Annotated in this window: 12 protein-coding genes; 6 read left to right on the top strand and 6 right to left on the bottom strand. The window is 46.9% G+C overall.

The genetic code is table 11. The annotated features are described in order from the left end of the window. Positions 1–19: 19 nt before the first annotated feature. Both kdsA and ACTTJF_RS06060 read right to left on the bottom strand, forming a co-directional pair. Positions 20–826, bottom strand: a complete 807-nt coding sequence (gene kdsA / locus ACTTJF_RS06065; protein ID WP_442551198.1) for a 3-deoxy-8-phosphooctulonate synthase — start codon at positions 824–826, stop codon at positions 20–22. Beyond that, a complete protein-coding gene (locus tag ACTTJF_RS06060) occupies positions 826–1,755 on the bottom strand; it encodes a DMT family transporter (protein WP_442551197.1) in 930 nt (309 codons plus the stop codon). Before ACTTJF_RS06060 ends, kdsA begins: the two co-directional genes overlap by 1 nt. Before the next feature lie 102 nt (positions 1,756–1,857). On the opposite strand from ACTTJF_RS06060, the gene der reads away from it, so the two are divergent. From der to ACTTJF_RS06030, 6 genes are all read left to right on the top strand, one after another. Beyond that, entirely contained in the window at positions 1,858–3,261 is a 1,404-nt protein-coding gene (der, locus tag ACTTJF_RS06055) for a ribosome biogenesis GTPase Der (protein WP_442551196.1), read from the top strand. Further along, positions 3,254–3,769 carry a shikimate kinase gene (locus ACTTJF_RS06050; protein ID WP_442551195.1) on the top strand — a complete coding sequence of 172 codons (516 nt, stop codon included), beginning with the start codon at positions 3,254–3,256 and terminating at the stop codon, positions 3,767–3,769. Before der ends, ACTTJF_RS06050 begins: the two co-directional genes overlap by 8 nt. 448 nt (positions 3,770–4,217) lie before the next feature. Then, positions 4,218–5,183 (top strand): tryptophan--tRNA ligase, encoded by a 966-nt coding sequence (trpS, locus tag ACTTJF_RS06045; protein WP_442551194.1) that lies wholly within the window; start codon positions 4,218–4,220, stop codon positions 5,181–5,183. Positions 5,184–5,198: 15 nt separating this feature from the next. After that, positions 5,199–5,639, top strand: coding sequence for a copper resistance protein CopD (locus ACTTJF_RS06040; RefSeq protein WP_442551193.1), 441 nt, complete (start codon positions 5,199–5,201; stop codon positions 5,637–5,639). A 9-nt stretch (positions 5,640–5,648) separates the two neighbouring features. Further along, complete coding sequence (serS, locus tag ACTTJF_RS06035; protein ID WP_442551192.1) at positions 5,649–6,893, top strand: serine--tRNA ligase; 1,245 nt, start codon at positions 5,649–5,651, stop codon at positions 6,891–6,893. Beyond that, entirely contained in the window at positions 6,893–9,283 is a 2,391-nt protein-coding gene (locus ACTTJF_RS06030) for a tetratricopeptide repeat protein (protein ID WP_442551191.1), read from the top strand. Before serS ends, ACTTJF_RS06030 begins: the two co-directional genes overlap by 1 nt. Before the next feature lie 215 nt (positions 9,284–9,498). On the opposite strand, the gene ACTTJF_RS06025 is transcribed toward ACTTJF_RS06030, so the two are convergent. From ACTTJF_RS06025 to ACTTJF_RS06010, 4 genes are all read right to left on the bottom strand, one after another. After that, on the bottom strand, positions 9,499–10,197 hold the full coding sequence (locus ACTTJF_RS06025) for a vWA domain-containing protein (protein WP_122861985.1): 699 nt from the start codon (positions 10,195–10,197) through the stop codon (positions 9,499–9,501). Positions 10,198–10,419: 222 nt separating this feature from the next. Continuing rightward, positions 10,420–11,937, bottom strand: a complete 1,518-nt coding sequence (locus ACTTJF_RS06020) for a 2-isopropylmalate synthase (RefSeq protein WP_442551190.1) — start codon at positions 11,935–11,937, stop codon at positions 10,420–10,422. 123 nt (positions 11,938–12,060) lie between these two features. Next, positions 12,061–12,840, bottom strand: a complete 780-nt coding sequence (gene pssA, locus ACTTJF_RS06015; protein ID WP_442551189.1) for a CDP-diacylglycerol--serine O-phosphatidyltransferase — start codon at positions 12,838–12,840, stop codon at positions 12,061–12,063. Beyond that, complete coding sequence (locus ACTTJF_RS06010) at positions 12,821–13,465, bottom strand: phosphatidylserine decarboxylase (RefSeq protein WP_442551188.1); 645 nt, start codon at positions 13,463–13,465, stop codon at positions 12,821–12,823. The genes pssA and ACTTJF_RS06010 overlap by 20 nt, the downstream gene beginning before the upstream one ends. Between the last annotated feature and the right edge of the window lie 4 nt (positions 13,466–13,469).

Below are 13,469 nucleotides of genomic sequence, written 5' to 3'. Positions count from 1 at the left end.
TAGCACCCACAAAAAGCCCTTAGTTTGCATCGCCTAGGGCGTCTTTTATCTTAAAGATTTGAGTGATATTTGCGTCTAGTTCGTCTAAATTTAGCATATTTGGCCCGTCGCAAAGCGCCTCGCACGGATTTACGTGCGTCTCATAGAAAAATCCGTCCACGCCCGCAGCTGCCGCGGCTCGCGCTAGATACGGTACAAATCTAGCATCGCCGCCGCTTTTCTCGCCCAAAGCCGACGGCATCTGCACGCTGTGAGTAGCGTCGAAAATCACCGGCGCATATTCGCGCATGAGCACCAAATTTCGCATATCTACAACCAAATTTCCGTAGCCAAAGGTGCTGCCTCGCTCCGTTAGCCATACGCCGTTTTGTTTAGCGACCTCGTATCCATCGCCGCTAATGCCCCTTGTTTCTAGCACTTTTTTCACCGAATGCTTCATCGCAGAGGCGGCTAAAAACTGCCCTTTTTTGATATTTACGACCGCTTTTGTCTTAGCCGCAGCCACGAGCAGATCGGTCTGGCGGCACAAAAACGCCGGGATTTGCAGCACGTCGGCCACTTCGCCTACGGGTGCAGCCTGATAACTCTCGTGGATATCGGTTAAAATTTTAAAGCCGAATTCCTTTTTGACCTTGGCTAAAATTTCGCACCCTTTTTTAAGTCCGGGTCCGCGAAACGAGCTTATACTCGTGCGATTTGCCTTGTCAAAGCTTGATTTGAAATAAAAATCTATCCGCTTATCTTCGTTAAATTTAACTAGCCTTTTTGCCACGTCAAAAACGAGTTGTTCGCTCTCGATGACGCAAGGCCCTGCTATTAGTATCATCATCTCTCCCTTGCTACGATTATTCCGCTGATAACGACCAGCATTATACCAAAAAACGCCGCCGCATTAGGTAGCGTATCGCCCATAAAAAAGCCCACTACCAGCGAAAATACGACGTCCATATAGCTTATCGCGGCGACCGAGCCCGCCTTTTTGCTCGCCGCATACGCTTTCGTCATATAAAACTGGAAAAAATAGCCCGCAAGCCCCATTAGTACGATTAGGATTACACCTTTAAAATTCGGCACTACAAAAGGCGAAAGCAAGAAGTCTAAAGGCTCAAATTTGACCCACTCCGCAACGCCCATCAAAAGCATCGGCAAAGCCGTCCCCCACGCCATAAAGCTAAGCACGATGACGCTCGTGTCGTAGCTTTTTCGCAGGGTTCTGACGCTTAGCATCGCAAGCGCAGCCCCAACGCCGCTGCTAAGCCCCAGCCAGTCGGTTTTGTTGATACCTAAATTTGGCTGGATGATAAAAAGTATGCCGATAAAGCCTAGAAATATCGCGCCCCAGCCCTTTTTGCTAAGCGCTTCTTTTAAGAAAATCGCCGCAAAAATCGCCGTGAAAATGGGGCTGGTTTTTTGAAAAGTATAAGCCGCGCCTAAATTTATGTGAGCGATGTTGTAAAAAAGTGCAAAAAGCGCGATCGTACCGATAAATCCGCGAAACATCAGCACAAAAAGCTGCCCGCCTTTTTGATGCGTCGGCGGCCTTTTGTAAATCGCGTAAAGCACGATAGCAAGCCCCACGGCATTTCTAAAAAACACGACCTCGATACTGGGCATCTGCTCGCTCAAAACCTTCGCAAAGCCTCCGACGGCGGCAAAAAACATACACGCGATGATCATATAATAAGCGCCCAAATGGTGCAAAACGTATCTACGAAACAAAATTTTTCCTTTAAATTTAGGCGTATTGTAATGCAAAACGGCTTAAATTTATAAACAATGTAAGCAAAAAATTTGTATAATCGGGATTTTAAGCGGCGAAGTCGGCCGCAAATTTAACGGGATTTTTAAGGGAAAATTTTGCAAAAGATAATTTTAGTCGGCAAGCCAAACGTTGGCAAAAGCTCGCTCTTTAACCGCCTAGCCGGCAGACGTATAGCCATCACCAGCGACGTTAGCGGTACGACGCGAGATACGAACAAAACGATTATAGAAATTTACGACAGAAGCTGCGTTTTGATCGACAGCGGCGGACTAGACGATAGTAGCGAGCTCTTTAAAAACGTCAAGGCAAAAACCCTAGCCGAAGCTAGAAGCTCGGACGCCATCATCTTTATGGTCGACGGCAAAATGATGCCTAGCGACGAGGATAAAGCCCTATACTACGCGCTTTTAAAGCTAAATTTACCGACCGCGCTCGTAATCAACAAAATAGACAGCAAAAAAGACGAGCTGCGAAGCTACGAATTTGCAAATTTCGGCGCAAAAACGAGCTTTGCTATTTCAGTCAGCCACAACGCGGGCATCGACGAACTAGCGGACTGGATCTATAAACAGCTAAAAGACGAGATCCGCCCCGACACGGGCGAGGATCTAGACGAGTTTTTAGAAAATTTCGGCGACGACGGCGAGGTGGTTAGGGAGATATCGGCTCGCGAGGATTATGAACGCAAAAATATCCAAGTAGGCATCATCGGACGCGTAAACGTCGGCAAAAGCTCGCTTCTAAACGCGCTAGTAAAAGAATCTCGCGCGGTCGTGAGCGACATAGCCGGCACGACGATAGATCCGGTAAACGAGACTTTCGTCTATGAGGATAGGGTTTTTGAGTTCGTCGATACGGCGGGTATCAGAAAACGCGGCAAGATAGAAGGCATCGAAAGATACGCGCTAAACCGCACCCAGTCCGCGCTCGAGCTCGCCGACATCGCGCTTTTGGTGCTTGATAGCTCCGAGCCGCTAACCGAGCTTGACGAGCGTATCGCGGGCCTAGCGGCTAAATTTGAGCTTGGCGTCATAATCGTGCTAAACAAATGGGACAAAAGCGAGGAAGATTTTGATAAATTTAGCCGCGAGATCAGGGATAAATTTAAATTTCTAGCCTACGCGCCGATCATCAGCGTTTCGGCTCTGGGCGGCAAAAGAGTGCATAAAATTTACCCGCTTATTTTAGAAGTTTATAAAAACTACACGCAAAAAATCCAAACCGCAAGGCTAAACGAAGCTATCGAAGAGGCGGTAAAAGCGCACCCGATACCGCGCGAAAAGGGCAAAAGCGTGAAAATTTACTACGCGGTGCAGTTTGGTTTCGCACCGCCGAAAATCGCGCTCGTGATGAATCGTCCGCGCGCCCTGCACTTTAGCTACAAACGCTACCTAACGAACAAACTGCGCGAGAAATTCGAGCTATCAGGCACTCCAATCGTGCTGATACCTAAAAATCGTAGCGGCTCGGACGAGGAAAACGAGGGAAAAAGTGAGTAAAAATTTAGTTTTCATCGGCTTTATGGGCGTTGGCAAAGGTACGGTAGCAAGGCATATCGCGAAAAAAACGGGCAAGCTGTTTTTAGACACCGACGAGCTGATCGAAAGCGAGCAAAATTTAAAAGTCCGAGAAATTTTCGAGACTAAGGGCGAGGAGTATTTTAGAAAATGCGAGGCAAAACTCGCTAAAAAGCTAGCCAAAAACGTAAAATCCTCGGTGATAGCCGCGGGCGGGGGCTTTGCAAAGGTTAAAGGCCTTAAAAAAATCGGAAAAATCATCTATCTAAAATCAAGTTTCGAAGCGATTTTAAAGCGAATCGACGAGAGCGGCGAAGCGCAGATGCACTACGCCAAACGCCCGCTTTTAAAGGATTTAAATGCGGCTAAAAAGCTTTTTGACGAGAGAAAAAAGATGTATAAAAGCGTCGCCGATCTCATAATCGACGTCGAAGGCAAAGGGCTAGAGCAAGTCGCGAAAGAGATTTTAGAAAAAATAAAAAAGGATTAAGTAAAATTTGGGTTGAAATTTGAGCGTAAATTTGGGCTTCAAATTTAAAGCGGTAGCGTTCGTCCGCGTCGGCATGAAATAATTTTGACGCAGTTTGTATAGCTGAAATTTAAACGGTAAACGTCGAATTTTTAAGCGAGTTAAAAATTCGAGTCTAAATTTGACGAATTGCAAAATTTAGCGCAAAAAAGACAGATAAAATTTTTAAATTTGCAGATTGTAAAATTTAATAAGCGGCAATATTGTCAAATAGCCGTGCAAATTTTATAAAAACAAAAATAAGGCGCGATATTTTTTCGCTAGACGCGGCAGATTTTGCTTTGCGAATGAGGCGCACTTTTCGTGCGTCGCAGTGAAGCGAAGCAAAATCTAACTTCTGCTTGCAGCTACGGGCGAAGCAGAGTAGAAAGTAAAGCGGAAAAAGATAAGCCGCAAAAAAGGATAAAATTTGAGAGTACTAACAGGTTTGCAACCAAGCGGCAAACTACACCTAGGCAACTACTTCGCCTCGATCAAACAAATGGTTGAGGCGCAGGGGCAAAACGAGATGTTTATGTTTATCGCAAACTACCACGCCATGACCTCGGTCGCCGACGCGGGGAAGCTAAAACAAAACACCTATGAGGCGGCAAGCGCGTTTTTGTCGCTAGGTATCGATCCGCAAAAGAGCGTATTTTGGGTGCAAAGCGACGTCAAAGAGGTTTTAGAACTCTACTGGATACTGAGCCAATACACGCCTATGGGCCTGCTCGAGCGCGCGCACAGCTACAAGGACAAGGTCGCAAAGGGCTTAACCTCGCATCACGGGCTTTTTAGCTATCCGGTTTTGATGGCGGCCGATATCCTGCTATACGGCGCGCAGGTCGTGCCCGTGGGCAAGGATCAGATCCAGCACGTCGAGATCGCGCGCGACATCGCGATCAAATTTAATAACGAGCACGGCGACATCTTCGTCCTGCCGGAATACAAAGTCGATGAAAGCGTCGCTACCGTGCCAGGCACAGACGGCGCAAAAATGAGCAAAAGCTACGGAAACACGATAGATATTTTCGCCGGCGCAAAAGAGCTAAAAAAGCAAATTTCAAGCATCGTGACGACCTCGGAGCCGCTTGAAGCGCCTAAGCAGTGGCAAAACTGCAACGTCTATAATATCGCTAAATTATTCCTGGACGAGGACGGACAAAAATCCCTGCAAGCGCGGTACGAGCGAGGCGGCGAAGGACACGGACACTTTAAGATGTATCTAAACGAGCTAGTTTGGGACTATTTTGCGGACGCGAGAGAGAAATTTGATTATTATCTAAATCACGCGGGCGAAGTGGATGAAATTTTAAACGAAGGCGCGAAAAAAGCGCAAGCCGTAGCAGCGCCGATAATGGAAAAAATACGCGCCGCAACGGGCATATACAAATAAATTTAAAGGAAAAAAGTGCAAGCAATCTACCCTTACGCGCAGCTTATTCACCTGATCTGCGCTATCATTTTCGTCGGATTTTTATTTTTCGACGTGATTATTTTTTCAAGAGCCAAGGCCAAACTGCCCGCAGAAATAGCGCAAAAAGCGCAGCAGGCTATCTCAAGCGTCGCGATAAAGATTATGCCGCTTTGCCTGCTGATTTTGATTTTAACCGGCGGCATGATGATGAGTAGTTGGGTCGGCTCGAAGGCGGGCGGATATTTCGCGTCAAATTTACAAACCGCCTTGATGATAAAGGTTATTTTGGTGATGCTGATATTTGCAGCCGTAGCGACCAATCTCACGTGTAAATTTATACTAAAGCGCCCTAGCCCGCTAGGCAACATTCATCCGTTTGCATTTGCGGCGGCTGCGGTCATCGTAATACTTGCTAAAGTTATGTTTATGGTTTAAGGAGAGGACATGATAAATTTAAAACTACTCGACACTCGCTACGACGAGTTCGTAAAAAAACTACAAGGAAAAAACGTAAAGCCCGAGGTTTTAAACGAGCTTTTGACGACGTTTAACGAGCTAAAAGCAAAGCGTCAAGCGCTAGAAAATTTCCAAGCGATCCAAAACGCTAAGAGCAAGGAGCTAGGCATAAAGGCTAGAAACGGCGAGAACACCGACGAGCTAAAAAACGAGCTAAATTTAAACAAAGCCGCGATGGGCGACGCCGCCGATATCGTGCGCTCATACGAGGAAAAGCTAGAAAACATCGCAAGCTGCGTGCCTAATATCACCGACGACGACGTGCCGTTTGGCGCCGATGAAGAAAGCAACGTCTGCGTAAAAACGGTACTAGAGCCGACCAAATTTGACTTCGCGCCAAAGGAACACTACGAGCTTGGCGAGAGCTTAGGCTGGCTTGATTTCGAGCGCGGAGTTAAGCTTTCAGGCTCGCGTTTTTGCGTGCTAAAGGGCATGGGAGCGCGCCTGTCAAGGGCTCTAGTTAACTATATGATCGACTTTAACAACGCGCGCGGCTTCGAGCTAGTTAACGTACCGTTTTTGGTAAACGCAAATACGCTTTACGGCACCGGACAACTGCCTAAATTTGAAGACGATCTATACAAAGCTCAGGGCGAGGATTTGTATCTGATCCCTACTAGCGAAGTGCCGGTGACGAATCTTTACAACGACGAAATTTTACCCGTAGAGAGCTTACCGATAAAGATGACTTGCTACTCAGCGTGCTTCCGCAAAGAAGCGGGCTCCGCCGGACGCGACACGCGCGGCATGATACGCCAACATCAGTTTGAAAAGGTCGAGCTCGTAGCTATCACGACTCCCGAGCAAAGCGCGCAGATGCTAGACGAGATGGTAGCGTGCGCCAGCGACTTGCTAACGAGCCTTGGGCTGCCGCACCGCCATATGTTGCTTTGTAGCGGAGATCTGGGCTTTAGCGCGGCAAAGACGATAGACCTCGAGGTCTGGCTGCCTGGACAAAACAAATACCGCGAGATAAGCTCGGTATCAAATACCCGCGACTTCCAAGCTCGCAGAGCTAAAATCCGCTACAAAGACGGCAAGAAAAACGCTCTGGTAAACACCCTAAACGGCTCGAGCCTAGCCGTAGGCAGAACGCTCATAGCGATAATGGAAAACTACCAAAAAGCAGACGGCAGCATCGATATCCCGGAAGTTCTTAAAAGGTATATTTAGTGGCGAAAAACGACGACGAAAACGTAGTAATCCTCGAAGAGGCCGATTTTGATCAAGACGAAGAAACGGAATCGCTAGACGAGCAAGAAGACGGCGACGGCGACGGTCTGGTCTCGCTTGACGAGCTAGAGCCCGTAGCCGTCGAACAGCCCGTAGACGAGCAAGAAGAGGCCAAAAAAAGCAAGGAAAAGCTTTTTATCTTCGGCGGAGCGGCGGGTGCGTTCGTCATTATACTGGCCATAGTTTTGTTTTTCGTTTTTAGAGGCGAGAAAAAGCCGCCGATAGACGAAAAACAGATCGTAAAAGATATCGAGGAGCACTACGAGTCGCAAAAATTCGGCAGCTCAAAGATCGACGACATGATCGCTAAGGCAAATTTGCTCTACGAAAAGGGCAATAAATTTGAAGCGCTGAAAATCTACGAAAACATCGCCGTTTACAACCAAAGCCTCTCAAACTACAATCTAGGCGTCTCGCAGATGAGGCAAGGTAAATTTGAAGACGCGTTAGAGAGCTTTAAAAAAGCGATCGCTAACGACGAAAACGTCGCCGTTAGCGCCATAAACGCCGCAGTTAGCTCACTGGAGCTAAAAAACGAGCAAAATTTCGACTACTATATAAATCTCGCAAACTCGTTTTTGTACAAGGAAGCGGGCACTCCGCTATATAACTACTACTACGCGCTCATAAACTACTATAAAGGCCAATACGTCGAAGCTCTAGCGGCTCTCTCGCACGCCGAAAACGGCTACTACAAAGACCGATACGACTACCTCGCGGCTAAAATTTTAAGCTTTATCGGCGACGATACCGAGGCGATAAAAAAGCTCGAAGCGCAAAAAGAGTTTAACGCAGATCTGGCGCTTGGCATGCTTTACGCAAGGCTCGGCCAGTATGAAAGAGCTAGAAATAGGCTAAATTTAGTGCTAAAAAGAGACGGCGACTCAAATAAAATCAACGCAATGATAGCCATCATAAACCTAAAAGACGGCAAATTTGAGGCTGCGACCGACGAACTAAAAGCCGTATTCCACGAGGATCCGTTGTTTTTAAACGCGAATTTCCCGATCAAAACGATACTAAAACCCGAGCTTTTTGACGTAAATTTAGCTCAGGCGCACTTTAGAAACGACCTGTTTTTTGATAAAACCAAACGATATGAGACGCTGTTTTACTTCGCGCCTTATAAGGTTTTTGACCCGAACCAAACGATAAACTACATAAGAAAAGGCGGCGTGAGCCTGTTTTTGGACGACGCAAGCGCGGCTGGCAACTACCTAAACGCTAGCGGCGCGCTCTCAAAGGTAAATTTAGAGCTCTCATCAGCCATCGCAAACGCCCTAAACTACAAGCTAAAGCAGGCCAACGCGCAGTTTGCCTCGCTCATCTCGCTATATCCCGAGCACTCGGTTTTACACTACGACCTAGCTCTTAGCTACGCGCAGCTGGGCAACTTTAGCATGGCAGCAAAGCACTTTATCACGAGCTATCACCTAGACCCGACGAACCACCTAGCAGGCGTGCTGGGCGCTATCGCAAACGATATAAATGCCGTAGATAACACCAAACTACTACAAGAAATTTCAGAAAATCTCGACCACGACTCTAGCTCGAAAGACGCGCCGGTTAGCCAAGCTCTAATGGCCCTCATCGCAAACAATAGCGGCGCTCTCATGCGCTGGCTAGAGCAAGAAAAGGAAGAGACCGCGCTAAATTTGTCCTTTGACGCGATAATCGCAAAGATGACCGACAAGGGCGCAGAGTTTGCTAAAAAGACGCAAATTTTAAAGGCAAAGTTGCCTGATGATATAGTGGCGAACATTCTTGATTTTATCGCAAACTACAAGGATGAAGGCATCAAAAAATACGTCGAGCAGATTCAAATTTACTTCCACGACAAACGGCTAAACGACGCGGCGTTTTATCACGGCGCAAACATCATCAAAGAGCAATACATCAAGCTTTTGCAAATCTCGGGCCTACTAAACTACGAACGCCAGAAGATAAAAGCGCTACTAAAACAAGGCGCTAATAACGCCGACTTGCTCCAGACGCTAGCTTACATCGACATTTTTACGAACGATTTTGAGGAGAGCTATCAGATCTACAACCGCATAATCGACGAATTTAAGATAAACGACGCGGGCACGCTGTTTCTAGCAGCCGTAGCCGCCATCGGCTCAAATCACCCGCAAAACGCAACCGCGCTTTTGGAGCTATCTAAACTCACCGATCCAAACGCGATGGAAAGCCGAGTGGCGCTCGGGCACCTATACCAAGAGATCGACAATATCGAAGCCGCGACGATACAATACGGGCTGATAAAAGATCCGAATTTTAAGAGTAAATTCGTGGATTTTATGATTGATTACGAGAAGTTGAAAAAGTAGTTTTATGCGGGCGATACGGCGATAAATCCGTCGCAAATTCGCCCGAATAATTTTTATAGATTTACAGAAACGGCTTTGTCAAATTTGACGAAAGCAAAAACAACTCGCCTCGTCAAATTTAACGCCCTACTTCGCCCTGCTCTATAACTCACGGCTTAAAAAACAACCGCAAATTTAACCAAAGCACGGCAACAAGCCGCGCTTCAACTCAAATTTTACTTATCCTCAAGCACCTTTTCGCGCCACTTCGAGCTTGATTTTTTATCCATCGCCATATCTTTGGACATCTCGGCAGCAGCCTCAAAGTTTTTCTGTACGCCCTCGCTGCTGTTTTTGTATTTCACCGCGTTCGTGCCCTTTATACCTAGACTCTGCGCCTCGCTAACGGCGTCGATATTCGCTCCCAAAAATATAAACTCCCAGTCGTATTTTTCCTGCTTATCGCTTATCATTTTTTTGATCTGCGCCTTTGAGTACTCTTTGCTCGAGTTTTCTTGCCCATCGGTGATGATCACGAAAAGCACGGCTCTGTTTTTAGCGTAGATGTCCTCGACTTTTGAGATTTTGTTTATCGTATCGCCGACTGCGTCTAGTAGCGCGGTATTGCCGCCCGCGACATAGTCCTTGTTCGTTAGCTTCTCGACCTTTTTGATATCTGTTCTATCGTGCAATGTCCTGAAATTTGTATCAAAGAGTACCGTAGTTACCTTTGCGTCCACGCCCGCTTCTTTTTGCTTGTCGATCATCGAGTTAAAGCCGCCGATAGTATCGCTCTCAAGCCCGCTCATGGAGCCCGATTTATCGAGGATCAGCACCATCTCAAGCTGCTTTGGCGTAGATTTTTGCGGCGCTTCCTCGCTTTTAGCAAACGCAAACGCCCCGATAATCATCAACAAAAACGCGATTTTTTTCATATTTTCTCCTTTGAAAAATTTGGCTTGATTATATCAAATTTTAAAGACGCGGCGGTAAATGCGAGGAGGTTTAAATTTGAGTTTTGTATTTTTGTTTGCCCAAAACCCGGTCAAATTTACTTCAAAAATTACGGCCGAATTTAAAAGGCTAAATTTAGAAATTTAAGGCCCAAATCCGAGCCTTAAATTTGCTAAGCGGCGCGCGGTCAAACCGCTCAAATTTTACTTTGTAGCGGTGATTTTTACATAGCTGTTTAGCGCGCCCACATACGCTCTAGCGCTCGCCGTCATCGTATCGATATCAAGTCCGTGACCGATGATGGTTTTACCGTCAAATTCGACCTTTACAACGACGTTTGCCAGCGCGTCCTTGCCCTGCGAAACGGCGCTAACCTTATAATCCTTGAGCACGCCGTGGATGCCGCTTAGGCGGTCGATGACCTTAAATATCGCATCCACCGTACCGTTACCTAGCGCCGCATCGCTCTTGATCTCGTCGGCGTGACGAAGCGTGATCGCCGCGCTGCTTAGGCCTTTGTTGCAGCTGCTTTGCGTAAGCGTCAAGAACTCGAAAACCTCAGGGATCTTGATGATCTCGCTAGTTACCAGCGCGCGCAAATCGTCGTCAAAGATCTCTTTTTTCTTATCCGCTAGCGCCTTAAATTTCTCAAACGCCTCGTTTAGCGCGCTATCTTCGAGCTCAAAGCCAAGGCTGATTAATTTATCTTTAAAGGCGTGGCGGCCCGAGTGTTTGCCAAGCACTAGCGAGTTTTTATCCAACCCGATGCTTTCGGCGCTGATTATTTCGTAGGTTTCTTTGTGTTTTAGCACGCCGTCTTGGTGGATGCCGCTTTCGTGAGCGAAGGCGTTTTTACCGACGATGGCTTTGTTTGGCTGAGGCTCGATACCGATGATGCCCGCTAGCAGGCGCGAGCTAGGATAAATTTCTTTATAAACTATGTCCGTATAAAGCGGCGCAAATACATCGCTACGCGTCTTTATCGCCATCACGATCTCTTCAAGCGCGGCATTTCCCGCACGCTCGCCGATACCGTTTAGCGTGCACTCGACCTGCCTGGCGCCCGCTTTTATCGCGGCTAGCGAGTTTGCCGTAGCTAGGCCTAGGTCGTTGTGATTATGCACGGAAACGACTGCGCGAGCGTTTATAAATTTAACCATTTCTCCTATACGAGCGGTAATCTCCTCGGGATATAGGTAGCCCACCGTGTCTGGGATGTTGATGGTTTTTGCTCCGGCGTTTATAGCGGCGTCGCAAATTTCTTTTAAAAAGCTCATCTCGCTTCTGCACGCGTCCTCGCAGCTAAACTCAACGTCCTCGCAGAAAGTTTTAGCGTATTCCACAGCTCGCACGGCGCGCCTAATCACTTCGTCGGGAGACATTTTTAGCTTAAACTCCATATGAATCGGGCTTGTGGCGATAAAGGTGTGGATGCGCCTATTTTTTGCCGGAGCTATAGCCTCGCCCGCAGCCTTTATATCGCCGTCCACGGCACGGGCGAGCGAACAGATAGAGGCGTTTGAGGCTTGCTTAGCGATCTGATGTATCGCGTCAAAATCGCCCCTACTAGCCGCAGCAAAACCAACCTCCATGACGTCCACGTTTAGGCGTTCTAACTGGCGTGCGATGCGGATTTTCTCCTCGGTATTCATCGAGGCCCCGGGGCTTTGCTCGCCGTCTCGTAAAGTCGTATCAAATATTATTATTTTATCATTGTTCATTTTTTATCCTTTTTGGGGTTTTTGTTTGTGTAGTTAAATTTTTATTATTAGGGTGTGAGAGAGTCGCTGCTTAGCGCAGCAGCAGAAGTAGAGAGAAAAATGCGTTAAATTTGACGTTGCCGTTCATTCGCTCTCCTTTTGGTTTTTTTTGTTTTTACATCTCATAAAAACGTATCTGATTATACCGTAAGAAACATAAACGCTCATTAAAGCCGTAACCGCCTCGATCGGGTAGATATAAATAACCGAAAACGCGACCGTAAGGCCGACTAATATGCGTAAAAAATGGGCTTTTTTTAGATCGATTTTTTTAAAGCTAGGGTAGCGGATGTTGCTTACCATCAAAACGGAAAGCAAAATTTGCAAAAACAGCAAAAACCACTCGGCGCTTCTAGTAAAATCATACTCCAAGCTCAGCCCGACCCAAAATGCCGACACGATGGCAGCCGTAGGTATAGGAAGGCCAATAAAAACAGACGGCTCGTAGGTGCCGGTCATTACGTTAAACCGAGCAAGTCTAATAGCACCAAAAACTACAAACAGTGCAGCGACTAGCGAACCCAAACGCCCAAAGCTGTGTCCGACCGTAAAGTAAAAAAGCATCGCGGGCGCGACGCCGAAAGCTATAATATCGGCAAGACTGTCAAACTCCACGCCGAATTTTGACGTAGTTTTAGTTAGCCTAGCCACGCGTCCATCAAGTCCGTCCAGAAAAAGAGACAAAACTATGTAAATAATAGCCTTAAAAAAATAGCCGTTAGCCTCCTCGACTAGTCCTGCGCTAGCCGCGATATAGCCGCGCACGGAGACGATGATACTAATGATACCCAAAAACGCCGAAGCCGCCGTGAATAAATTCGGCAAAATGTACATTAACTGAAGTTTATGCTGATTGTCTTGCATCTTTTTCCTCGTAGCTAAAAAACCCTAAAATGCCCGCGCTTGCCACTTTTTCGTCAACGCTAACGCTTATTCTCGTATTTGCGGGCAGTATCAAAACCACCTCGCCGCTACCTAAAAAACCAAATCGCCTGCCCGCTTTTAGTCGGCTAAAATTTTCAAAAGAAATGCCTTTGCTAAGAGGCCCCGCGATGACGCGGATCGCAATTTTATTATTTGAGTTTTTACAGACGAACAAGGCTCGCTCGTTTAAATTTTTAGAAGCTTCCATAGCATTACACAAAAACAAGCCGTGCCTCCGCCTGACTTCCAAAAGCTCCATATCGCAAGGAGCCCTGAGCGCGCCCGCGTCAAATACGCCTTTGCGGATAGTTATGGCTACGCACTGCGTATTGAAATAGTAAATTTTATCTATACTTTCTATCTTGCCGTCGACCGGGCTAAGTACGGCATACGCATCGTCGCTACCTAGCGCTCGCTCTGGGTTTCTAAACCAAAATACGCAAAGCGCAAACAGCGCGAAAAATAAAATTTGACATACGCCCAAAACCAGCGCAAGCAAAAGCAAAAGCCCTAAAACAAAAACGTATTTGTAGCCCTGTTTTGCGATTAGCCCGACGTTTTGCATATCT

Source organism: Campylobacter sp. (assembly GCF_052170435.1).
In the GTDB taxonomy this organism is placed as follows: domain Bacteria; phylum Campylobacterota; class Campylobacteria; order Campylobacterales; family Campylobacteraceae; genus Campylobacter_A.
The sequence above is the reverse complement of the archived record's forward strand: the minus strand, read 5'-3'. Positions and strand labels throughout refer to the sequence as shown.